Source organism: Streptomyces cinerochromogenes (assembly GCF_014648635.1).
In the GTDB taxonomy this organism is placed as follows: Bacteria; Actinomycetota; Actinomycetes; order Streptomycetales; family Streptomycetaceae; genus Streptomyces; species Streptomyces cinerochromogenes.
Map to the genome: position 1 here is coordinate 618043 of NZ_BMRM01000001.1, position 23119 is coordinate 641161.

Genomic DNA, 23119 nt, shown 5'->3' on the forward strand with positions numbered 1-23119 from the left:
CGACTCTACTGGTGAGCCGGGACCGGTTCGGACGGGAGTTCGGAGGACGGGCCGCCGGCGAGGCGTTCGCGCCAGGTGGCGAGGACCGTCTCGTCGGTGGGCCGGGTCGCCAGGGAGACGGCGAGGTAGGCCGCGAGGGAGGCGAGCAGGCCGTAGTAGACGGGTTCGTTGGCGAGGATGCCGTAGCCGGCCATCAGGCCGATCACGGCGAGGCCGCCGACGATCACCGAGGCCAGCGCGCCCTGGACCGTGCCGCGCTTCCACAGCAGGCCGCCGAGGATCGGCACGAGCAGGCCGCCGACGAGGAGGTTGTAGGCGACGGTGAGCGCCTCGACCACGTTGTTCAGCGCGATCGCGGTACCGATCACCCCGACGCCCATGACCAGGATGAAGGCGCGGTTGCCCGTGACCTCGTCGTGGTCCACGGACCGGCCGGCGATGCCCCGCAGCCGGGACCAGATGTCGTTGTTGGCGACCGTGGCGCAGGCGATCAGGGCACCGGAGGAGGTGGACATCACGGCGGCCAGGGCGGCGGCCAGCACCAGGCCGCGCACGCCGACGGGGAGTTCGTCCTTGACGATGGTGGCGAAGGCGTCGTCGGGGCTGCCCAGCTTCGGGTAGAGCACCTTGGCGGCGGTGCCGATCACCGCGCCGGCCAGGGCGTAGGCGAGACAGTAGGTTCCGGCCACCGTGCCGCCCCACCTGGCGGTCCTGTCGCTGCGGGCGGTGAACACGCGCTGCCAGATGTCCTGGCCGATCAGCATGCCGAAGGTGTAGATCAGGACGTAGGTGAAGATCGTCTCGCCGCCGATGCCCAGCGGGTCGAAGTACGACGTCGGCAGCTTCGCCCTCATCTCGCCGAAGCCGCCCGCCTTGACGACGGCGATCGGCAGCAGGAGCAGGAGCACGCCGATCGTCTTGACCACGAACTGGACCATGTCGGTCAACGTGATGGACCACATGCCGCCGAGGGTCGAGTAGGCGACGACGATCGAACCGCCGAGGACGATCGCGACCGTGCGGTTCAGGTCGAAGAGGACGTCGAAGATCGTGGCGTAGGCGATGGTCGAGGTGACGGCCAGCATCAGGGTGTACGCCCACATGACCACGCCGGAGATCACGCCGGCCCGTCCGCCGTAGCGCAGGTCGAGCATCTCGGAGACGGTGTAGACCTTCAGGCGGGCGATGCGGGCCGAGAAGAAGACCGACAGGGCGAGCAGGCCGAGGCCGATGGTGAAGACCATCCACGCGCCGGAGAGGCCGTACTGGTAGCCGAGGCCGACCCCGCCGATGGTGGAGGCGCCGCCGAGGACGATCGCCGCCATGGTGCCGGAGTACATCGCGGGGCCGAGGCGCCGGCCGGCCACCAGGAACTCGCTCTTGGACCGGGCGCGGCGCATGCCCCACCAGCCCATCGCCAGCATGCCGGCGAGATAGACGACGATCACTGTGTAGTCGACGGCCATGGGGCGGCCCTCCTTCGCTCACTGTCCGGTGGCGTGTCGTGCAGGTGCTTCGGGGTGGTCGGCAGCGGCTCGCGGGGACATCCGCCCGTACCCGCGGCTGCCGTGCTCACTTGACAGTAGGTGGCCGGAAAGCGACTGCGAAGTGTACGTTTCATCCATATGCACGGGGTGGGATGGAGGGAACGCACACCATGCCGGAGACGATCACCCCAGCGGTCCCACCGACCCCACCGGTACCCCTCCAGGCGCTGCTGGCCCGCGAGGACCTCGCGCTGCGGCAGATCGCCGGGCCGGAGGATCCCGGAACCGTGATCCACTGGGCGCACACCTCGGAGATGGCCGACCCGTACCCGTACCTGCTGGGCGGCGAGCTGCTGCTGACCGCCGGGGTGCACATCCCGGAGGCCGCCGGCTCGGGCACCTACTTCGACGACTACGTCTCCCGGATCGTGGCGGCGGGCGGCGCGGCCCTCGGCTTCGGTCTCGCCCCGGTGCACGACACGGTCCCGCGTGCCCTGGTCGCCGCCTGCGAGCGGTACGGGCTGCCGCTGCTGGAGGTGCCGCCGCAGACCACGTTCTCCGGGGTGGCCCGCGCGGTGTGGCAGCTGATGGCGCAGGCCCGGCTGGCCGAGCTGCGCCGGGTCACGGAGGCCCAGCAGAGCCTGGCGGCGGCCGCGTCCCGGCCGGACCCGGTCCCCTCGGTCCTGCGCCAGCTGGCCCAGCGCCTGGGCGGTCGCGCGGTGCTGTACGGGCCCGACGGCACGGAGATCGCGGGAGCGGGCCGGGAGACACCGCAGAGCGCGCTCGCGGCACTGGCGGAGCTGGCCGGGGTGGTGCGGCCGGCGAGCAGGGCGGCGACGGCCCCGGACCGGACCGGCCGCCCGAGCCCCTCACCGGGCTCCGCGGTCGCACCGGCCACCCCCACCTCCGCCACCGACACCCACGGCGCCGTCCACCTCGCCGTCTACGCCCTCGGCGCCGGTGAGGGGTTCGTGCTCGGCGTGGCCACCCCCCGCCGGGAGCCCGGTGACCACACCATCGCCTCCGTCGCCGCCGTGCTGCTGTCCCTGCTGACCGGTGAGCAGCAGAGCGGGACCGGCGCGGCCCGGTCCTCCGCGCTCGTACGGCTCCTGCTGGGCGCCCCGCCCGAGGAGGTGGCCCCCCTGCTCGGCCCGGGCGAGTGGCTCGTCGTCCGCGCGCGTCCGGAGGCGCAGGCCCCGGACGCGGTCGCCGCCTCCGCGCTCGGCGCCGCCCTGGGCTCGCCGCTGGTCGACCTCGCCGGTGACGTCGTACGGGTGCTGGTGCCGGCGGACCGGGATCCGGGGCCGCAGCCGGGCTGGACGCTCGGGGTGAGTGCCGCGACCGGGCCGCGGGAGTGGCCGGCCGCCGACAGCCAGGCCGCCCGTGCCCTCGCCCGGGCCCGGGCCACCCGGACCCCGCTGGTCCGGCACGCCGCCCGCCCGGCGCTGGAGGACCTGGTGCCGCGGGCGGACGCCGAGACACACGCCCGTACGCTGCTCGCGCCGCTGGCCGAGCGGCCCGCGCTCGCCGAGACCCTGCGCATCTGGCTGTCCCTGCACGGCAGTTGGGACCGTACGGCGGTGGCGCTGGACGTGCACCGCAACACCGTGCGGCAGCGGATCGCCCGCTGTGCCGCCCTGTTGGCCGCAGACCTGGACGACCCGGACGTGCGCATGGAGTTGTGGTTCGCGCTGCGGCGGAGCTGAGGGCACGGCCGTCGGCGCAACCGGGGGCACGGCCGAGTGACCCCCGTCCCAGCGGGCGATATGCCGAGGACGCGGGCCGGTTGCTGCCTCACAATGAGAGGCATGCCGATACCCGGGACACCCAGCCGCGCCCAGCTCGTCGACCACCTGGTGCGCACCCGAATCGCGGGGGACGTCGCCACGCCCCGCGAGAACAACCTCTCCCACTACCGCCAGCTCGCCAACGGTGTCCGGGGCTACTGGTTCGGCCTGGAGCTGGGCGACCGCTGGACGGACGAGCAGGACGTGCTCGCGGTCATGGCCGAGCGGGTGGGTGTCAACGACGACCCCGAGTACCGGTACGGCCAGGACACCATCGACCCCGAGCTGACCGTGGACGCGCTGGACCGGATGGCGGCGCGGCTGCGCAAGGCGGCCGAGGGACGGCAGCGGGTGCTGTTCGCGACCGGGCACCCGGGCGGCCTGCTGGACGTCCACCGGGCCACGGCCGCCGCGCTGCGCGCCGCCGGCTGTGAGATCGTCGTCATCCCGGACGGGCTGCAGACGGACGAGGGGTATGTCATGCAGTTCGCGGACGTCGCCGTGCTGGAGCACGGGGCGACGCTGTGGCACACCCACTCGGGCGAGCCGATGCGGGCCATTCTGACGGGACTCGAGCGGGAGGGACGCCCGCTGCCGGACCTGGTGGTCGCCGACCACGGCTGGGCCGGGTACGCCGGTCAGCACGGCGTGGACTCCGTCGGGTACGCCGACAGCAACGACCCGGCGCTCTTCCTCGCCGAGTCGGAGGGCACCGTGCAGGTCGTCGTGCCGCTGGACGACCACGTGGTCAGCCCGCGCTACTACGACCCCATGACGGCGTACCTGCTCGCCGAGGCGGGCCTGGCCTGACGGGGCCTCACACAAGAGGTGCGGCCCCGGTGTCGGGGCCGCACATCCGGTTCAGAGGCTGGTCGTGTCAGTGGCCGCCTCCTCCGCCGCCACCGCCGTGGCCGCCGCCACCGCCGCCGTGACCGCCACCACCGTGACCGCCGCCGCCACCGCCGTGACCGCCGCCACCGCCGTGGTCTCCGCCACCGCCGTGGTCTCCGCCGTAGCCACCGTGGTCTCCGCCACCGCCGTGGTCTCCGCCATAGCCGCCGTGGTCTCCGCCATAGCCGCCGTGGTCGCCGCCGTAGCCGTAGTCGTCGTCATCGTCGCCCCAGCCGTTGTCGCCGTGGTGACGTCCGTTGTCGTGGTCTCCCCAGTTGCTGCTGTAGGAGCTGTGGTCGCCGTGGTCCGCGGCAGAGGCGGTCCCGGCCGTGCCGATCGCGGCTCCGCCCGCCAGCAGCAAGCCGGAGGCGGACAACGCGACAAGACGCCTCGTGCGCTGTGATCGCATGGGAATACCTTCTATCTCCATCGTCTCTCGCGGCTCCCGGGGAAGACACGAGGTGATGGCCGTCGCCGCTCCACGTGGGAAAAGAGCGCGGCGCTCGGTCTTCAGGTGTTGCCGCAGCCGGTTGAACGGAACGGTCTGGGGCTCCTCGTATACCGGGGTATACCGGGCACGCCGTTCGCTGCGGCCTTCACTCGAAGAGCCTAGTCCCCCATGCGTCACACGTCATCTCGAAGCAGGGCAGAAGCGGACCGGGGCAGGCCGGAGCGGCACCACCCGGTCGTACCTTCCGGAGTGCGGGCCGGCGCCCCCTGCCGGAGAGTCGGGGCAGGTCCCCCGACGACAAGGAGACACCCCATGCTCAGGCGCATATCCCTCGCTCTCGCCGGTCTGCTCGCGGCCGGGTTCGTGGCCGCCGCTCCCGCCGCGGCGCACGACGGCGACATCGGCTTCGACATCGGCTACTGCTGGCAGTCCGGCGGCGCCGCCTCGGCCGGTGACACGCACGCCCTGTGGGGCGACGCGGGCTGCGCCCACGTCGGCTGATCCGCCGCACGCCAGGAGGCGGACGAAGACCCCGAGAGGGGTTGCCGTCCGCCTCCTGGCGTGTGCGGCGGGGCCGGGGGCGTCAGCGGGGGACGCGGACCACGCCCTCCTGGATCACCGAGATGGCGAGCCGCCCGTCCTGGGTGTAGATGCGGGCCTGGCCGAGGCCGCGGCCGCCGTGCGCGGACGGCGACTCCTGGTCGTACAGCAGCCATTCGTCGGCGCGGAAGGGCCGGTGGAACCACATCGCGTGGTCCAGGGAGGCCCCGACGACGTCCCCGACGGCCCAGCCGCCGCGCCCGTGGGCGAGCAGCACCGAGTCGAGCAGGGTCATGTCGGAGACGTAGGTGGCGAGGACGACGTGCAGCAGCGGATCGTCGTCCAGCTTGCCGTTGGTACGGAACCACACCTGGCTGTGCGGCTCGCGCGGCGCGCCGAACTGCCCGTACGGCGGCTCGTCCACGTACCGGAGGTCGATCGCCTCGCGGGCCTCCAGGAACCGCTCCACCACCTCGGGCGCGAGGTGGCCGTAGCCGCGCAGCCGCTCCTGGGAGGTGGGCAGGGTCGCCGGGTCGGGCGAGGCCGGCATGGGCGCCTGGTGCTCCAGGCCCTCCTCGTACGTCTGGAAGGACGCCGAGAGGTGGAAGATCGGCTTGCCGTGCTGGACGGCGACCACCCGGCGGGTGGTGAAGGACCGGCCGTCACGGATGCGGTCCACGGTGTAGACGATCGGCGCGCCGGGGTCGCCGGGGCGCAGGAAGTACGCGTGCAGGGAGTGGGCGGGCCGGTCCGCGGGGACCGTCCGCCCGGCGGCGACCAGCGCCTGCGCCGCCACCTGCCCGCCGAAGACGCGGGGGACGACGGCGGAGCGGGACCGGCCGCGGAAGATGTCCTCCTCGATCTGCTCCAGGTCGAGCAGATCGAGGAGATCCTGGAGTGCCTGGCTCATGGGTGGTAGTTGTACCGGCCAGTGGTTACCGGCGTCCTACAGGCCCATGTCCTTGGCGATGATCGTCTTCATGATCTCGCTGGTGCCGCCGTAGATGCGGTTGACGCGGTTGTCCGCGTACAGGCGGGCGATCGGGTACTCGTTCATGTAGCCGTAGCCGCCGTGCAGCTGGAGGCAGCGGTCGATCACGCGGTGCGCGACCTCGGTGCAGAAGAGCTTCGCGGAGGCGGCCTCGGCGGGGGTCAGCTCGCCGGCGTCCAGGGCCTCCAGGGCGCGGTCGGCGACCGCCTCGGCGGCGTCCACCTCGGCCTGGCAGGCGGCCAGCTCGAACTTGGTGTTCTGGAAGTGGGCGACCGGCTTGCCGAAGACGGTGCGGTCCTGCACGTACTGCTTGGCGAACCGGACGGCGGCCTTGGCCTGGGCGTAGGCGCCGAAGGCGATGCCCCAGCGCTCGGAGGCCAGGTTGTGGCCGAGGTAGGAGAAGCCCTTGTTCTCCTCGCCGAGCAGGTCCTCGACCGGCACCTTGACGTCGACGAACGCCAGCTCGGCGGTGTCGGAGGTGCGCAGGCCCAGCTTGTCCAGCTTGCGGCCGACGGAGTAGCCCTCGGACCTGGTGTCCACGGCGAACAGGGAGATGCCGTGGCGGCGGTCCTCGGCGGTGGGCGCGGCGGTGCGGGCGCAGACGATCACACGGTCGGCGTGGACGCCACCGGTGATGAAGGTCTTGGCGCCGTTGAGCACGTAGTGCGTGCCGTCCTCGGAGAGCTTGGCGGTGGACTTCATGCCCGCCAGGTCCGAACCGGTGCCCGGCTCGGTCATGGCGATGGCCCACATCTCCTCGCCGGTGACGAACTTCGGCAGGTAGCGCTTCTTCTGCTCGTCGGTGGCGAGCATCTTGATGTAGGGCAGGGCGAGCAGGACGTGCACGCCGGAGCCGCCGAACTGGACGCCCGCGCGGGCGGTCTCCTCGTACATGACGGCTTCGAACTTGTGGGTGTCCAGGCCCGCGCCGCCGAACTCCTCCGGCACGCTGATGCCGAAGATGCCCAGCTCGCCGAGCTTGTAGTAGAAGTCGCGCGGCGCCTGGCCGGCGGCGAACCACTCGTCGTAGACCGGCACGACCTCGGCCTCGATGAAGGCGCGAAGGGTCTCCCGGAACGCCTCGTGATCCTCGTTGAACACCGTACGGCGCACGCCGCCACCTCCACGTACCTCGGCATGTCTAAGCGCTTGCTCAGATTCACCGTACCGGCGAGTACGCGCAGTGGTCCAGGGGCGGACGGGAGTAACGCTCGTCACCCTGGCGTGCGGCGCCGCCGCGCGCGCCGCACGCCGGGTGCCTCAGCAGCTGAACGACTTCTGGGTGAGGCTCCCGCTCAGCGTGCAGGTCCGGCCCCGCACGTCGCCGTTCCTGTTGCGGAAGGCGACGCTCCAGGTTCCCCCGCCGTAGCGCAGGTCCGCGAACCCGAAGACCCCCAGCCCTCCCGTGCCGGCCTGCTCCTGGGTGACGGACTGGTGCACGGGCTGCGGCGGGACGCCGATCGGCGTTCCGACGACCTTGCTGTCGTCCGGGCCGTGCTCCAGGGTCCCGCCGGAGGACCCCACCGTCAGCTGGGGCGGGCGGCGCGTGTTGAAGTCGATCATCTGGTAGAGGTGGATGTGCCCCGACAGCACCAGTCGCACGTTGTCGGCCAGGCGGCCCAGGTTCGTGCCGGCCACGGCGCCGGCGAGCACGTGCGTCCACCAGGTCGGCGGTGTCGTCGCGGTGCTCCTCACCGCCCACAGCGGCTTGTGCGTGAACAGGAAGTAGTCCCTGGCCGGATTGTTCCGCGCGGCCTGGTTCACGGTCTCGAACTGGCGGGTGTAGATGCTCTGCCCTGCCGTGCTGCCGCTGTCCTTCGGGTCGGCGAACGCGGAGTCCAGGGCGACGAGGCCCAGGGCGCCGGCGTCGATCACCACGGGGTCGGGATAGTCGATGCACTTCCCGTCGCTGCGCAGCTGGTCGGCGAGGTAACGGTAGAAGGCACCGCCCGCGCCGCCCGTATGCGCGGTGTTGCAGTCCTCGTGGTTGCCCCGGGTCAGTGCGAGCGGTGCGGCGGCCAGCAGCGTTTCGGCGGGCCGGAAGAAGTCCGCGACCACACAGGCCCAGCCGGCGGCGTCGGCGCTCGTCGTGCAGCCCGGGTTCGCCGGCTTGTCGTTCTCCCTGCCGGGGTCCTCCCGGTACAGGAAGTCACCGACGTGGATCACGAGGTCCGGCCGCGTCCTGCCGACGATGCTGGTCGCGATGCGTGCGAAGGGCCAGCCGTTCTGGTGGTCCGCGCAGTCCTGCACGGGCCCGCTCTTCGGGACCGAGCAGCCGGTGTCGCCGACGACCGCGATCCTGGCGGGACGCGTGGTGGCGGTCCACTCCGGCAGAGGGAGCCGAAGGTTCCCGGGATGCACCGTGGCCGCTTGGACGGTCGACGCGTCGAGGACCGCGCCGGAGGCCGTGAGGGGCACCCCCACCTCGCAGACCGTGGTCGGGAACTTCGTCCCCGCAGGGGTGCTCACCGTCTGGAGCTGGTGCCCGGCCCTGACCCCGCCGTAGGTGTAGCGCACGGTGGGACAGCTGTGGCTCGGGTCGGTGGACACATAGCGGATCCGGGTTCCCTGGCCGGTCAGCTGGGTCCACGACCAGGCCTCGCCGCCGCCCCCTCCGGGCGGTGGGGTCGGCCCGGGTGGCCGTGGTCCCGCGCGGTCGGGCGCGGTCCGCCCGGACGCCGCCGCGGCCGGGGCCGCCGTGGCCGCCATGGCCGTCGTCGTGGCCGTCGCAGCCGTCGCCGTGGTCGCTGCGGTCGCCGTCGCAGCCGTCGCCGTGGCCGTCTCCGCCGTCGGGACCGTCACGGCCAGCACGCTCGCCATCGCGAGGGCGGCCTTCCAGTACTTCGCGCTCACGTTCCTCCGTTCGCGCGCCCCGGACGCCGGCCCGTCCGAACGCCGAGGTCGCACCTGGAATCGTGAGCGAGCCCCGTGCGGCGCGCACCGCCACGGAGGCGAACGGCCTACACCCCTCGCCGCGTTGCACCCCACAGCCACCGCGGCCCACCGCACCCGGCCGACGTCACCCACAACCGGTCGGCATTACCCGCGCTCAGCCGGCATCACCCACAGCCAGCCGACCTCACCGACACCCAGCCGGCATCACCTGCACCCAGCCGACCTCACCGACACCCAGCCGGCGTCACCTGCACCCGGCCGGCATCACCCGCACCCGCCGGCGCACCCGGTGCCCCGTCGGCCCGCACGCCAGGGGGCGCGTTCTCGTCGTCGTCCGCCCGGTCACGCCGCCCCGGCCGCCGCGAACGCCCCCCGCGCCATCCGGTGCAGCAGCTCGGCCGTGGCACCGCGGCCGGGCAGGGTGCCGGCGCGCCCGAGGTGGGGGGTCGAGTTCAGCAGGCCGAAGACCGAGTGGACCGCCGAGCGGGCGGTGGGCTCGGTCAGGCCCGGGTACACCTCGCGGACCACCTCCACCCACAGCTCGACGTACTGCCGCTGGAGCTGCCGCACCAGCTTGCGGTCGCTGTCGCGCAGGCGGTCCAGCTCGCGGTCGTGCAGGGTGATCAGGGGGCGGTCGTCCAGGGCGAAGTCGATGTGGCCCTCGATCAGCGAGTCCAGGACGGCGGAGGGGCCGCTGTGGCCGTCGGACTCCGCCAGGCGCCGCTTGGCCCCGGTCAGCAGCTGCCCGCTGATGCCGACGAGCAGCTCGGCGAGCATCGCGTCCTTGCCCGGGAAGTGCCGGTACAGGCCGGGGCCGCTGATGCCGACCGCGGCACCTATCTCGTCGACGCCGACGCCGTGGAAACCGCGCTCGGCGAAGAGCCGCGCGGCCTCTTTGAGGATCTGCTCGCGGCGGGTGGGGGCGTCGGTTCTGCTGGCCATGCAGACAATTCTAGACAGCGAGGTTAGCGGTCGTTAACCTGGTGGCAATGGTTAACGCTCATTAACAGCGGATCACAGGTTCGATCACCGGGTGAGGGGACCGCAGGATGCACGAGGCACCGGAGCTTCAGAGCGCGGCAGATCCCGCGTCGGAGGCCTGGCGAGCCAATGAACGGGCCCATCTCGCGCTCGTGGAGGAGCTGCGCGCCAAGCTGGCCGCGGCGGCCCTCGGCGGCGGCGAGAAGGCACGGGCCCGGCACACCGCGCGCGGCAAGCTGCTGCCGAGGGACAGGGTGGACACGCTGCTCGATCCGGGCTCGCCCTTCCTGGAGCTGGCCCCGCTCGCGGCCGACGGGATGTACGAGGGGCAGGCCCCGGCCGCCGGCGTGATCGCCGGTATCGGGCGGGTCAGCGGGCGCGAGTGCGTGATCGTCGCCAACGACGCCACCGTCAAGGGCGGCACGTACTACCCGATGACGGTGAAGAAGCACCTGCGCGCCCAGGAGGTGGCCCTGGACAACCGGCTGCCGTGCGTCTATCTGGTCGACTCCGGCGGGGCCTTCCTGCCGATGCAGGACGAGGTGTTCCCGGACCGGGACCACTTCGGCCGGATCTTCTACAACCAGGCGCGGATGTCCGGCGCGGGCATCCCCCAGATCGCGGCCGTCCTCGGCTCGTGCACGGCCGGCGGGGCGTACGTCCCGGCGATGAGCGACGAGGCCGTGATCGTCCGGGGCCAGGGCACGATCTTCCTCGGCGGTCCCCCGCTGGTGAAGGCGGCCACCGGCGAGGTCGTCACCGCGGAGGAGCTGGGCGGCGGCGAGGTGCACTCCCGTGTCTCCGGGGTCACCGACCACCTCGCCGAGAACGACGCGCACGCGCTGCGGATCGTCCGGAACATCGTGGCCACCCTGCCCGCCCGGCAGTCCCTCCCCTGGGAGGTCCGGCCGGCCGTCGAGCCCAAGGTCGACCCCTACGGGCTCTACGGCGCGGTCCCCGTCGACTCCCGCACCCCCTACGACGTGCGCGAGATCATCGCGCGTGTGGTCGACGGCTCCCGGTTCGCCGAGTTCAAGAGCGAGTTCGGGCAGACCCTGGTCACCGGGTTCGCCCGGATCCACGGCCACCCGGTCGGGATCGTCGCCAACAACGGCATCCTGTTCTCCGAGTCCGCCCAGAAGGGCGCCCACTTCATCGAGCTGTGCGACCAGCGCGGCATCCCGCTGGTGTTCCTGCAGAACATCTCCGGCTTCATGGTCGGCAAGGACTACGAGGCGGGCGGCATCGCCAAGCACGGCGCCAAGATGGTGACGGCGGTGGCCTGCACGCGCGTGCCGAAGCTGACGGTCGTCGTCGGCGGCTCCTACGGCGCGGGCAACTACTCGATGTGCGGCCGGGCCTACTCCCCCCGCTTCCTGTGGATGTGGCCGGGCGCCAAGATCTCCGTCATGGGCGGCGAGCAGGCCGCGTCCGTCCTCGCCACGGTCAAGCGCGACCAGCTTCAGGCGCGCGGCGAGGACTGGCCGGCCGAGGACGAGGAGGCCTTCAAGGCCCCCGTCCGCGCCCAGTACGAGCGTCAGGGCAACGCCTACTACGCCACCGCCCGCCTGTGGGACGACGGCGTGATCGACCCGCTGGAGACCCGTCAGGTGCTCGGACTCGCCCTGACGGCCTGTGCCAACGCGCCTCTGGGAGACCCCCAGTTCGGCGTCTTCCGGATGTGAGGAGGGGAACCGTGTTCGACACAGTGCTGGTCGCCAACCGGGGCGAGATCGCCGTACGCGTCATCCGTACGCTCCGCTCGCTGGGCGTGCGCTCGGTGGCGGTCTTCTCCGACGCCGACGCCGACGCGCGGCACGTCCGGGAGGCCGACACGGCGGTACGGATCGGTCCGGCACCGGCCGCCGAGAGCTACCTGTCGGTGGAGCGCCTGCTGGAGGCCGCCGCCCGCACCGGCGCCCAGGCGGTGCACCCCGGGTACGGCTTCCTCGCGGAGAACGCGGCCTTCGCGCGCGCCTGCGAGGAGGCGGGGCTGGTGTTCATCGGCCCGTCGGCGGACGCGATCGCCCTCATGGGCGACAAGATCCGCGCCAAGGAGACGGTGAGGGCGGCCGGGGTGCCGGTGGTGCCCGGCGGCCGTGACCCGGAGCTGGCCGAGGCGGCCCGTGAGCTGGGCGCGCCCGTGCTGCTGAAGCCCTCCGCCGGCGGTGGCGGCAAGGGCATGCGGCTGGTCCGGGACCTGTCGCTCCTGGAGGAGGAGATCGCGGCCGCCCGCCGCGAGGCCCGCGCCTCCTTCGGTGACGACACCCTGCTGGTGGAGCGGTGGATCGACCGGCCCCGGCACATCGAGATCCAGGTACTGGCCGACGGCCACGGCAACGTGGTGCACCTCGGCGAGCGCGAGTGCTCCCTCCAGCGGCGGCACCAGAAGATCATCGAGGAGGCGCCCTCCGTCCTGCTCGACGACGGGACCCGGGCGGCGATGGGCGAGGCGGCCGTGCAGGCGGCGCGCTCGTGCGGGTACCGGGGCGCGGGCACGGTGGAGTTCATCGTCCCGGGCGGCGACCCCACGCAGTACTACTTCATGGAGATGAACACCCGTCTCCAGGTGGAGCACCCGGTCACCGAACTCGTCACCGGCCTCGACCTGGTGGAGTGGCAGCTGCGGGTGGCGGCCGGGGAGCGGCTGGGCTTCGCGCAGGAGGAGCTGCGGCTGACCGGGCACGCGGTGGAGGCCCGGATCTGCGCGGAAGACCCCGCACGCGGCTTCCTCCCCTCCGGCGGCACGGTCCTGCTGCTGGACGAACCGCAGGGCGACGGCGTCCGCACCGACTCCGGGCTCACCGAGGGCACCGAGGTGGGCAGCCTGTACGACCCGATGCTGTCCAAGGTGATCGCCTACGGCCCCGACCGGGAGACGGCGCTCAGGAAGCTCCGCTCGGCCCTGGCGGAGACGGTCACGCTGGGCGTGCCGACCAACGCGGGCTTCCTGCGCCGGCTGCTGGCCCATCCGGCGGTCGTCGCGGGCGAGCTGGACACGGGCCTGGTCGAGCGGGTGGTGGACGAGCTGGTCGACACGGACGTACCGGAGGAGGTGTACGAGGCGGCGGCGGCCGTCCGGCTCCAGGCGCTGAAGCCGCGCGCGGAGGGCTGGACGGACCCGTTCTCGGTGCCGAGCGGCTGGCGCCTGGGCGGCACCCCGAAGCCGCCCGCCTTCCACCTCCGGGTGCAGGAACCCCTGGCGTACACCCCCCGGGGCAGCCACACCGTCACCGAGGACCGGGTGAGCGTCACCCTGGACGGCGTACGGCACACCTTCCGCCGCGCCGGTGACTGGATCGGCCGGGACGGCGACGCCTGGCTGGTGCGCGACCACGACCCGGTGGCCGCGTCGCTGAACCAGGCGGCCCACGCGGGCGCCGACTCCCTCACCGCCCCCATGCCCGGCACGGTGACCGTGGTGAAGGTCGCCGTGGGTGACGAGGTGGTCGCCGGACAGAGCCTGCTGGTGGTGGAGGCGATGAAGATGGAGCACGTCATCTCCGCCCCGCACGCCGGCACGGTCGCCGAGCTGGACGTGAGGCCCGGCACGACGGTCGCCATGGACCAGGTGCTGGCCGTCATCGCCCCCAAGGAGGCAGCGGAATGAGCGTCGACGGTCTGCCCATGGTCGTACCGGCCCCGGACCTGCCCGCGCGGGTGCGGATCCACGAGGTGGGGGCGCGGGACGGTCTGCAGAACGAGAAGATGGCCGTACCGACGTCGGTCAAGGCGGAGTTCATCCGGCGGCTGGCCGACGCGGGCCTGACGACGATCGAGGCGACGAGCTTCGTGCATCCCAAGTGGGTGCCCCAGCTGGCGGACGCCGAGGAGCTGTACCCGCTGGTGAGCGGCCTGTCCGGGGTGGAACTCCCGGTCCTGGTCCCCAATCAGCGGGGCCTGGACCGGGCGCTGGCCCTCGGTGCCGAGCGGGTCGCCGTGTTCGCCAGCGCCACCGAGTCCTTCGCGAAGGCCAACCTCAACCGCACGCTGGACGAGTCCCTCGCGGTGTTCGCGCCGGTGGTGCGGCGGGCGAAGGACGAGGGCGTGCACGTACGGGGCTATGTCTCGATGTGCTTCGGCGACCCCTGGGAGGGCGCCGTCCCCCTGCACCAGGTGGCCCGGGTCTGCACGGCGCTGCGGGACATGGGCTGCGACGAGCTGAGCCTGGGCGACACGATCGGGGTGGCCACCCCCGGGCACGTCCTCGAACTGCTCTCGCTGCTCAACGAGAACGGGGTGCCGACGAACGAGATCGGCGTGCACTTCCACGACACCTACGGCCAGGCGCTCGCGAACACGCTGGCCGCGCTGCAGCACGGCGTGACCACGGTCGACGCGTCCGCCGGCGGCCTCGGCGGCTGCCCGTACGCCAAGTCCGCCACCGGCAACCTCGCCACCGAAGACCTCGTCTGGATGCTGCACGGCCTCGGCATCGAGACCGGGGTCGACCTCGGCCGTCTGACCGCCACGAGCGTGTGGATGGCCGCCCACCTGGACCGGCCCAGCCCGTCCCGTACCGTCCGCGCTCTCTCCCACAAGGACCAGTGATCAGCATGGACCACCGTCTCAGCCCCGAGCTGGAGGAACTCCGGCGTACGGTCGAGCAGTTCGCGCACGACGTGGTGGCGCCGAAGATCGGCGACTTCTACGAGCGGCACGAGTTCCCGTACGAGATCGTCCGCGAGATGGGCCGCATGGGCCTGTTCGGACTGCCGTTCCCGGAGGAGTACGGCGGGATGGGCGGCGACTACCTGGCACTCGGCATCGCCCTGGAGGAGCTGGCCCGGGTGGACTCGTCGGTGGCGATCACCCTGGAGGCGGGCGTCTCGCTGGGCGCGATGCCGCTGCATCTGTTCGGCACGGAGGAGCAGAAGCGGCAGTGGCTGCCCCGCCTGTGCTCGGGCGAGATCCTGGGCGCGTTCGGCCTGACGGAACCGGACGGCGGCAGCGACGCCGGGGCGACCCGGACGACGGCCCGCCTGGACCCGGACACGGACGAATGGGTCATCAACGGCACGAAGTGCTTCATCACCAACTCGGGCACGGACATCACGGGCCTGGTGACCGTCACCGCCGTGACGGGCCGCAAGCCGGACGGCCGCCCGGAGATCTCGGCGATCATCGTCCCGTCCGGCACCCCGGGCTTCACGGTGGCGGCGCCCTACTCGAAGGTCGGCTGGAACGCCTCGGACACCCGCGAGCTGTCGTTCGTCGACGTCCGTGTCCCCGCGGCCAACCTGGTGGGCGAACAGGGCCGCGGTTACGCCCAGTTCCTGCGCATCCTGGACGAGGGCCGCATCGCCATCGCGGCCCTCGCCACCGGCCTGGCCCAGGGCTGCGTGGACGAGTCGGTGAAGTACGCCAAGGAGCGCCAGGCCTTCGGCAGGCCGATCGGCGCCAACCAGGCCATCCAGTTCAAGATCGCCGACATGGAGATGAAGGCCCACACGGCCCGCCTGGCCTGGCGCGACGCCGCGTCCCGCCTGGTCTCGGGCGAGCCCTTCAAGAAGGAGGCGGCCCTGGCCAAGCTCTACTCCTCCACGGTCGCCGTCGACAACGCCCGCGACGCCACGCAGATCCACGGCGGCTACGGCTTCATGAACGAGTACCCGGTGGCCCGCATGTGGCGCGACTCCAAGATCCTCGAGATCGGCGAGGGCACGAGCGAGGTCCAGCGCATGCTGATCGCGCGGGAACTGGGCCTGGTGAGCTGACCACCGGCCCGACCCGTCGCGGGGCCGGCAGCCGTGTGCTGCCGGCCCCGCGTCGTCGGCCGTCGTCGCCGTCGTCGCCAACTCCCGGCAGGGCGCGGGTCGTCCGCCGACCGCGCACGGGCCGCCCGGGAGCGCCCCCGACCCCTGGACATCAGCTGAGGTTAGGCTAACCTACCTTGGAACGTGTCCGGCGGGCGCTTCGCCCCGGTCGAAAGCAGTCATACCCATGCCCCTTGCCCGTGCCACCCACCTCTCTCGCCGCGGCCTGCTCGCCGCCGGCGGCGCCCTCGGACTCGGTGCCGCGCTCGCCGCCTGCGGGGACGACAAGGGCAAAGACAGTGGCTCCGGCTCGGCGGGGAAGGCCGGCGCGTCCGGGCCCTGGTCCTTCAAGGACGACCGCGGCACGACCGTGAAGCTGGACAGGGTCCCCGCGAACATCGTCGCGTTCACCGGTGTCGGCGCCGCGCTGTACGACTACGGCATCCAGGTCAAGGGCGTCTTCGGCCCCACGAGGACCACCGCGGGCAAGGCCGACGTCCAGGCCGGCGACATGGACATCAGCAAGGTGACGGTCCTCGGCAACGCCTGGGGCCAGTTCAGCATCGAGAAGTACGCCTCGCTCGCCCCGGACGTGCTCATCAGCACGATGTTCGACGACGCCGGCACCCTCTGGTACGTCCCGGAGGAGTCGAAGAAGAAGATCGCCCAGCTGGCCCCCAGCGTCGGCATCTCCGTCTACGACCGCCGGCTGACCCAGTCCCTCCAGCGCATGTGGGACCTCGCCGAGTCGCTCGGCGCGGACATGAAGGCCGCCGAGGTCACCGGCGCCAGGAAGCGGTTCGAGGACGCGGCCGCCCGGCTGCGCGCCGCCGCCAAGGCCAAGCCCGACATCACGGTGATGGCCGGTTCCGCGAGCGACCAGCTGTTCTACGTCTCCGGCACCGACCTCTCCATCGACCTGGAGTACTTCAAGGCCCTCGGCGTGAACTTCGTGGAGCCGCCGGAGAGCGCCAAGAAGCAGGGCGGCGGCTGGTTCGAGTCGCTCAGCTGGGAGAACGTCGACAAGTACAAGGCCGACATCATCATGATGGACGACCGCACCTCGGCCATCCAGCCCGCCGACATCACCAAGGCCACCTGGAAGAAGCTGCCCGCGGTGAAGGCGGGCCAGGTCATCGCCCGTTCCCCCGAGCCGATCCTGTCGTACGACAAGTGCGTGCCGCTGCTGACGAACCTGGCCGAGGCCCTGGAGAAGGCCAAGAAGGTCAGCTGACCTCGGCGAAGCACCCGACGAAGCCCTTCGACAAAGCCCTGAACCCCACCCTCAGGAGCCACAGATGACGACGGCCGTAGCCGCCCCGTTCCGTTTCTTCTCCCTCCAGGTCGTGCGGACGAGGCGGCTCGGTCCGTCTCTGGTCCGGGTCACCTTCGCCGGGCCCGACCTGCACGCCTTCCACTCGCTGGGGCGGGACCAGTCCCTGTCGCTGTTCCTGCCCCATCCGGGGCAGAGCGAGCCCGTCGTGCCGCTGGAGCTGGGTGACGGCTGGTGGCAGGGATGGCGGGAACTCCCGGATGACGTACGGGCCGTGATGCGGTCGTACACCTTGCGGGCACTGCGCCACGACGCCCTGGGACAGACCGCCGAGATCGACATCGACTTCGCCCTGCACGGCGTCGAGCCGGGCGCCGCCACGCCTGCCGGGCCGGCCTCCCGCTGGGCCGCGCGAGCCGCCGCCGGCGACCGGGTGCTGCTGCTCGGGCCGGCCCTCGCCGACAACCGGGCGATCCGCTTCCGCCCGCCCGAGGACACCGGCGTCGTCGTGCTGTGCGGCGACGAGACCGCCGTACCCGCCGCGACCGCGATCCTCGAGTCCCTCCCCGCCGGCACCCGGGCCCGGGTCTGGCTGGAGGTGCCGCACGCCGGTGACATCCAGGACGTGCGCACGGAGGCGGACGCGGAGATCACGTGGCTCGTACGGCACGACGGGTCCCCCATGGCCGTCGACGCCGTCCGGGCCGCCGAACTGCCGGACACCGAGCGGGCGTACGTGTGGCTCGCGGGCGAGTCCGGCCGGGTGAGGGCGCTGCGGCGGCACTTCGTCGGCGAACGCGGAGTGGACCGGCGGCGGGTCACCTTCGTCGGGTACTGGCGGCAGGGGATGACGGAGGAACAGCTCCGGGCCGCCGAGTAGCCGCCGGCCCGCTCCCCTGCTCGTGACCCCGGTCGCGGCAGAGGTGTGTCCCGACCCAGCTAACTTAGGTTAGGCTAACCTAAGTTGATCCCGCACGGACCGTCCCCTCGGAGGACCCCCACATGCGCTCGCACCTGCTCAATGGCCTCACCACGGAGCACTACCGCCGCTCCGTGACCGAAGGAGTCGAGCGGGTGGCGGCGAAACTCGCCACCACCGACCGTCCGTTCAGCGGCGTCACCGTGGACGCCCTCTCCCCCCGCATCGACGCGATCGACCTCGACCGGCCGCTGGGGGACACCGCCTCCGTGCTGGACGAACTGGAGGACGTCTACCTCCGGGACGCGGTCTACTTCCACCACCCCCGCTACCTCGCCCACCTCAACTGCCCGGTCGTCATCCCCGCGGTGCTCGGCGAGGCCGTGCTCTCCGCGGTCAACTCCTCGCTGGACACCTGGGACCAGTCGGCCGGAGGCACCCTCATCGAGCGCAAGCTGATCGACTGGACGGCCCGGCGGATCGGCCTCGGGCCCGCCGCCGACGGCGTGTTCACCTCCGGCGGCACCCAGTCCAACCTCCAGGCGCTGCTGCTGGCCCGGGAGGAGGCCAAGCCGGGGACGGCCGGGTGGGACGAAGGGGCCCCGCTCGCGAAACTGCGGATCTTCGCCTCCGAGGTCAGCCACTTCAGCGTGAAGAAGTCCGCCAAACTGCTCGGGCTCGGGCCGGACGCCGTCGTCGTGATCCCCGTCGACCACGACAAGCGCATGCAGACCGTCGCGCTCGCCCACGAGCTGGAGCGGTGCAGGAGCGAGGACCTGGTCCCGATGGCCGTCGTCGCCACCGCCGGCACCACCGACTTCGGCTCCATCGACCCGCTGCCGGAGATCGCCGAGCTGTGCGCCCAGTACGGCGTGTGGATGCACGTGGACGCGGCCTACGGCTGCGGACTGCTCGCCTCCCTGAAGCACCGGGACCGCATCGACGGCATCGAGCGCGCCGACTCGGTCACCGTCGACTACCACAAGTCCTTCTTCCAGCCGGTCAGTTCCTCCGCCGTCCTGGTCCGCGACGCGGCCACCCTGCGGCACGTCACCTACCACGCGGAGTACCTCAACCCGCGCCGCATGGTGCAGGAACGTATCCCCAACCAGGTGGACAAGTCCCTCCAGACCACCCGCCGCTTCGACGCCCTCAAGCTGTGGCTGACCCTGCGCACCATGGGCGCCGACGGCATCGGGCAGCTCTTCGACGAGGTGTGCGACCTGGCGCAGCAGGGGTGGGAGCTGCTCGCCGCCGACCCGCGCTACGACGTCGTCGTCCGGCCCACGCTGTCCACCCTCGTCTTCCGCTACATCCCGGCGGCCGTCACCGACCCCGCCGAGATCGACCGCGCCAACCTCCACGCCCGCAAGGCCCTGTTCGCCTCCGGTGACGCCGTCGTCGCGGGCACCAAGGTGGGCGGCCGCCACTACCTGAAGTTCACCCTGCTCAACCCCGAGACAAGCGCGGCCGACATCGCCGCCGTCCTCGATCTGATCGCCGGCCACGCCGAGCAGTACCTGGGAGAGTCCCTTGACCGCGCGTCCTGAAGCCCCGACCACGACCTACGACTTCGTGGGGATCGGGCTCGGCCCCTTCAACCTCGGGCTCGCCTGCCTCACCGAGCCGATCGCCGAACTGGACGGCGTCTTCCTGGAGTCCAAGCCCGACTTCGAGTGGCACGCCGGCATGTTCCTGGACGGCGCCCACCTCCAGACCCCGTTCATGTCGGACCTGGTCACCCTGGCCGACCCGACCTCGCCGTACTCCTTCCTGAACTACCTGAAGGAGAAGGGCAGACTGTACTCGTTCTACATCCGGGAGAACTTCTACCCGCTGCGGGTCGAGTACGACGACTACTGCCGCTGGGCCGCGCACCAGCTGAGCAGCGTCCGCTTCGGCACGACGGTGACGGAGGTGACGTACGAGGACGAGCACTACCTCGTGCGCACCGACTCCGGTGACGTGTACCGCGCCCGCCACCTGGTGCTCGGCACCGGCACCCCGCCGTACGTCCCCGAGGCCTGCCAGGGCCTGGGCGGCGACTTCATCCACAACTCCCGCTACGTGCAGCACCGGAGCGAGTTGGTGAAGAAGGAGTCGATTACCCTCGTCGGCTCCGGGCAGTCGGCCGCCGAGATCTACCACGACCTCCTCGGCGAGATCGACGTCCACGGCTACCGGCTGAACTGGGTGACGCGCTCCCCCCGCTTCTTCCCCCTCGAATACACCAAGCTCACGCTGGAGATGACCTCCCCGGAGTACATCGACTACTACCGCGGGCTTCCCGAGGCCACCCGCTACCGCCTCACGGCCGAGCAGAAGGGCCTGTTCAAGGGGATCGACGGCGACCTCGTCGACGAGATCTTCGACCTGCTCTACCAGAAGAGCCTCGGCGGCCCGGTCCCCACCCGTCTGCTCACCAACTCCTCGCTGCGCGGCGCGACGTACGAACACGGCACGTACACCCTCTCCTTCCGCCAGGAGGAGCAGGAGAAGGACTTCGAGATCCAGTCGCAGGGCCTGGTACTGGCCACCGGCTACCGATACGCCGAACCGGAGTTCCTGGCCCCCGTGAAGGACCGCCTGGTCTACGACTCCCGGGGCAACTTCGACGTCGCCCGCAACTACGCCGTCGACGTCACCGGCCGGGGCGTCTTCCTCCAGAACGCCGGCGTCCACACGCACAGCATCACCAGCCCCGACCTGGGCATGGGCGCGTACCGCAACGCGTACATCATCCGGGAGCTGCTCGGCACGGAGTACTACCCGGTCGAGAAGACCATCGCCTTCCAGGAGTTCGCCGTATGACCTTCACCTTCCGGCCCGTCGACCCCCTGAAGGACGCCCGGCTCCTGCACACGTGGGTCACCCACCCCAAGGCCGCGTTCTGGATGATGCGGGACGCGAGACCGGTGGACGTCGAGCGGGCCTACATGGAGATCGCGGCCGACGAGCACCACGACGCGCTGCTCGGTCTCGCCGAGGACGGCACGCCCGCGTTCCTGATGGAGAGGTACGACCCCGCGCACCGGGAGCTGGCCGGGCTGTACGAGGCGCGGCCCGGAGACGTCGGCATGCACTTCCTGGTGCCGGCCACCGACACCCCCGTGCACGGCTTCACCAGGTCGGTCATCACCGCCGTGATGTTCCACCTCTTCGAGGACCCGTCGGTGCGGCGGATCGTCGTCGAGCCGGACGTCCGCAACACGGCCGTGCATGCCCTGAACGCAGCCGTCGGCTTCGTGGCCGAACGGGAGATCGACAAGCCGGAGAAGCGGGCGCTGCTGAGTTTCTGCACCCGCGAGCAGTTCGAGAAGGCGGTTGCCGCATGACCCTCGCCGACGCCGTGGCCCATCTGTCCCCCGGGCGCTGGGCGACCGCCAACCGGCTGCTGCTGCGCAAGGCGCTCGCCGAGTTCGCGCACGAGCGGCTGATCACCCCGCAGGAGCAGGGCGACGGCCGGTACGCCGTCCGCAGCGACGACGGGCTCACCAGCTACCGGTTCCGCGCCGTACGGCGGGCCCTGGACCACTGGGAGATCGACCCGGACTCCGTCACCCGGCACCGCGACGGCACCGAACTCCCCCTGGCGGCGCTCGACTTCTTCATCGAGCTGAAGGAGTCGCTGGGACTGAGCGACGAGATCCTGCCGGTGTACCTGGAGGAGATCTCCTCCACCCTGTCGGGCACCTGCTACAAGCTCACCAAGCCGAGGGTGACCTCCGCGGAGCTGGCCCGCAGCGGCTTCCAGGCCGTGGAGACCGGGATGACCGAGGGCCACCCGTGCTTCGTCGCGAACAACGGACGGCTCGGGTTCGGCATCCACGAGTACCTGTCGTACGCGCCGGAGACGGCGAGCCCGGTGCGGCTGGTGTGGCTGGCCGCGCACCGCTCGCGGGCCGCGTTCACCGCCGGTGCCGGCATCGAGTACGAGTCCTTCCTGCGGGCGGAGCTGGGCGAGAAGGCGGTGGAACGGTTCCGTGCCGTCCTCACGGGCCGGGGCCTGGACCCGGCCGACTACCTGTTCATTCCGGTCCACCCCTGGCAGTGGTGGAACAAGCTGAGCGTCACGTTCGCCGCCGAGGTCGCCCGTGAGCTGCTGGTCTGCCTCGGCGAGGGCGACGACGAGTACCTGGCCCAGCAGTCGATCCGGACCTTCTTCAACACCAGCGACCCGCACAAGCACTATGTGAAGACGGCCCTGTCGGTCCTCAACATGGGATTCATGCGGGGCCTGTCCGCCGCCTACATGGAGGCGACCCCGGCCATCAACGACTGGCTGGCCCGGCTGATCGACAGCGACCCGGTACTGAAGTCGACGGGCCTGTCGATCATCCGGGAGCGGGCGGCCGTCGGCTACCGGCACCTGGAGTACGAGGCGGCCACCGACCGCTACTCGCCGTACCGCAAGATGCTCGCCGCGCTGTGGCGGGAGAGCCCGGTGCCCTCGCTCCAGGACGGCGAGACCCTCGCGACCATGGCCTCCCTGCTGCACGTCGACCAGGACGGCGCCTCGCTCGCGGGCGCGCTGATCGAGCGGTCGGGCCTGACCCCGGTGGAGTGGCTGCGGCGGTACCTGCGCGCCTACTACACCCCGCTGCTGCACAGCTTCTACGCCTACGACCTGGTGTTCATGCCGCACGGCGAGAACGTCGTCCTGGTGCTGAAGGACGGTGCCGTGCAGCGGGCAATCTACAAGGACATCGCCGAGGAGATCGCCGTCATGGACCCGGACGCGGCCCTGCCGCCGGAGGTGCGGCGGATCCGGGTCGAGGTCCCCGAGGACAAGAAGCTGCTGTCGGTCTTCACGGACGTCTTCGACTGCTTCTTCCGCTTCCTCGCCGCCCACCTCGCCGCCGAGGGCGTCCTGGCGGAGGACGACTTCTGGCGCACGGTCGCCGAGGTCACCCGCGCGTACCAGGAGGCGAACCCTCAGCTGGCCGACAAGTTCCGCCGATACGACATGTTCGCCCCCGAGTTCGCGCTGTCCTGCCTCAACCGGCTCCAGCTGCGCGACAACAGGCAGATGGTGGACCTCGCGGATCCCTCCGGCGCGCTCCAGCTGGTCGGCACCCTGAAGAACCCGATCGCCGGGTTCTGACGGCGGCACGGGCCCGGCGGGCACCCCGGAGTACGGTCCTCCGC

The 23119-nt window shown here is 71.7% G+C and carries 19 protein-coding genes; 14 read left to right on the forward strand and 5 right to left on the reverse strand.

From position 1 onward, the window contains the following. Window positions 1-5 precede the first annotated feature (5 nt). Window positions 6-1466: a sodium:solute symporter family protein gene (locus tag IEZ20_RS02665; protein WP_189294409.1), complete on the reverse strand. Its 1461-nt coding sequence runs from the start codon at window positions 1464-1466 to the stop codon at window positions 6-8. Between the two features lie 173 nt (window positions 1467-1639). Here IEZ20_RS02665 and IEZ20_RS02670 point away from each other — a divergent pair, with 173 nt between their 5' ends. The 4 genes from IEZ20_RS02670 (at window position 1640) to IEZ20_RS02685 (ending at window position 5117) form a co-directional block, all read left to right on the forward strand. Further along, complete coding sequence (locus IEZ20_RS02670; RefSeq protein ID WP_373303878.1) at window positions 1640-3193, forward strand: PucR family transcriptional regulator; 1554 nt, start codon at window positions 1640-1642, stop codon at window positions 3191-3193. A 102-nt stretch (window positions 3194-3295) separates the two neighbouring features. Then, window positions 3296-4084, forward strand: coding sequence for a phosphatase (locus IEZ20_RS02675; RefSeq protein WP_189294411.1), 789 nt, complete (start codon window positions 3296-3298; stop codon window positions 4082-4084). A gap of 64 nt (window positions 4085-4148) precedes the next feature. Then, window positions 4149-4568: a hypothetical protein gene (locus tag IEZ20_RS02680; RefSeq protein ID WP_189294412.1), complete on the forward strand. Its 420-nt coding sequence runs from the start codon at window positions 4149-4151 to the stop codon at window positions 4566-4568. A 360-nt stretch (window positions 4569-4928) separates the two neighbouring features. Beyond that, window positions 4929-5117 (forward strand): hypothetical protein, encoded by a 189-nt coding sequence (locus IEZ20_RS02685; protein ID WP_189294413.1) that lies wholly within the window; start codon window positions 4929-4931, stop codon window positions 5115-5117. Between the two features lie 82 nt (window positions 5118-5199). Here the strand turns inward: IEZ20_RS02685 and tesB are convergent, their stop codons facing one another. From tesB to IEZ20_RS02705, 4 genes are all read right to left on the reverse strand, one after another. Continuing rightward, on the reverse strand, window positions 5200-6066 hold the full coding sequence (tesB, locus tag IEZ20_RS02690) for an acyl-CoA thioesterase II (protein WP_189294414.1): 867 nt from the start codon (window positions 6064-6066) through the stop codon (window positions 5200-5202). A 36-nt stretch (window positions 6067-6102) separates the two neighbouring features. Further along, entirely contained in the window at window positions 6103-7260 is a 1158-nt protein-coding gene (locus IEZ20_RS02695) for an acyl-CoA dehydrogenase family protein (protein ID WP_189294415.1), read from the reverse strand. 147 nt (window positions 7261-7407) lie between these two features. Next, window positions 7408-9000, reverse strand: coding sequence for a metallophosphoesterase family protein (locus tag IEZ20_RS02700; RefSeq protein WP_229895844.1), 1593 nt, complete (start codon window positions 8998-9000; stop codon window positions 7408-7410). Window positions 9001-9384: 384 nt separating this feature from the next. Beyond that, entirely contained in the window at window positions 9385-9984 is a 600-nt protein-coding gene (locus IEZ20_RS02705) for an SACE_7040 family transcriptional regulator (protein WP_189294416.1), read from the reverse strand. A gap of 107 nt (window positions 9985-10091) precedes the next feature. Between IEZ20_RS02705 and IEZ20_RS02710 the strand changes: the two genes are divergently transcribed. The 10 genes from IEZ20_RS02710 to IEZ20_RS02755 all read left to right on the forward strand — a co-directional run bounded on the left by IEZ20_RS02710 (window position 10092) and on the right by IEZ20_RS02755 (window position 23075). Further along, window positions 10092-11708 carry a carboxyl transferase domain-containing protein gene (locus IEZ20_RS02710; RefSeq protein ID WP_189294417.1) on the forward strand — a complete coding sequence of 539 codons (1617 nt, stop codon included), beginning with the start codon at window positions 10092-10094 and terminating at the stop codon, window positions 11706-11708. Between the two features lie 11 nt (window positions 11709-11719). Then, complete coding sequence (locus IEZ20_RS02715; RefSeq protein WP_189294418.1) at window positions 11720-13633, forward strand: acetyl/propionyl/methylcrotonyl-CoA carboxylase subunit alpha; 1914 nt, start codon at window positions 11720-11722, stop codon at window positions 13631-13633. Next, window positions 13630-14574 carry a hydroxymethylglutaryl-CoA lyase gene (locus IEZ20_RS02720; protein ID WP_189294419.1) on the forward strand — a complete coding sequence of 315 codons (945 nt, stop codon included), beginning with the start codon at window positions 13630-13632 and terminating at the stop codon, window positions 14572-14574. The genes IEZ20_RS02715 and IEZ20_RS02720 overlap by 4 nt, the downstream gene beginning before the upstream one ends. A gap of 5 nt (window positions 14575-14579) precedes the next feature. After that, window positions 14580-15740, forward strand: coding sequence for an acyl-CoA dehydrogenase family protein (locus IEZ20_RS02725; protein WP_189294420.1), 1161 nt, complete (start codon window positions 14580-14582; stop codon window positions 15738-15740). 226 nt (window positions 15741-15966) lie between these two features. After that, window positions 15967-17013, forward strand: coding sequence for an ABC transporter substrate-binding protein (locus IEZ20_RS02730; RefSeq protein ID WP_189294421.1), 1047 nt, complete (start codon window positions 15967-15969; stop codon window positions 17011-17013). 64 nt (window positions 17014-17077) lie between these two features. Continuing rightward, a complete protein-coding gene (locus tag IEZ20_RS02735; protein ID WP_189294422.1) occupies window positions 17078-17932 on the forward strand; it encodes a siderophore-interacting protein in 855 nt (284 codons plus the stop codon). Window positions 17933-18054: 122 nt separating this feature from the next. After that, window positions 18055-19521: a lysine decarboxylase DesA gene (desA, locus tag IEZ20_RS02740; protein WP_189294423.1), complete on the forward strand. Its 1467-nt coding sequence runs from the start codon at window positions 18055-18057 to the stop codon at window positions 19519-19521. Then, window positions 19505-20782, forward strand: coding sequence for a lysine N(6)-hydroxylase/L-ornithine N(5)-oxygenase family protein (locus IEZ20_RS02745; RefSeq protein ID WP_189294424.1), 1278 nt, complete (start codon window positions 19505-19507; stop codon window positions 20780-20782). The genes desA and IEZ20_RS02745 overlap by 17 nt, the downstream gene beginning before the upstream one ends. Then, window positions 20779-21306, forward strand: coding sequence for a GNAT family N-acetyltransferase (locus tag IEZ20_RS02750; protein ID WP_189294425.1), 528 nt, complete (start codon window positions 20779-20781; stop codon window positions 21304-21306). Before IEZ20_RS02745 ends, IEZ20_RS02750 begins: the two co-directional genes overlap by 4 nt. Then, window positions 21303-23075: an IucA/IucC family protein gene (locus IEZ20_RS02755; RefSeq protein WP_189294426.1), complete on the forward strand. Its 1773-nt coding sequence runs from the start codon at window positions 21303-21305 to the stop codon at window positions 23073-23075. Before IEZ20_RS02750 ends, IEZ20_RS02755 begins: the two co-directional genes overlap by 4 nt. The last annotated feature ends 44 nt before the right edge of the window (window positions 23076-23119 follow it).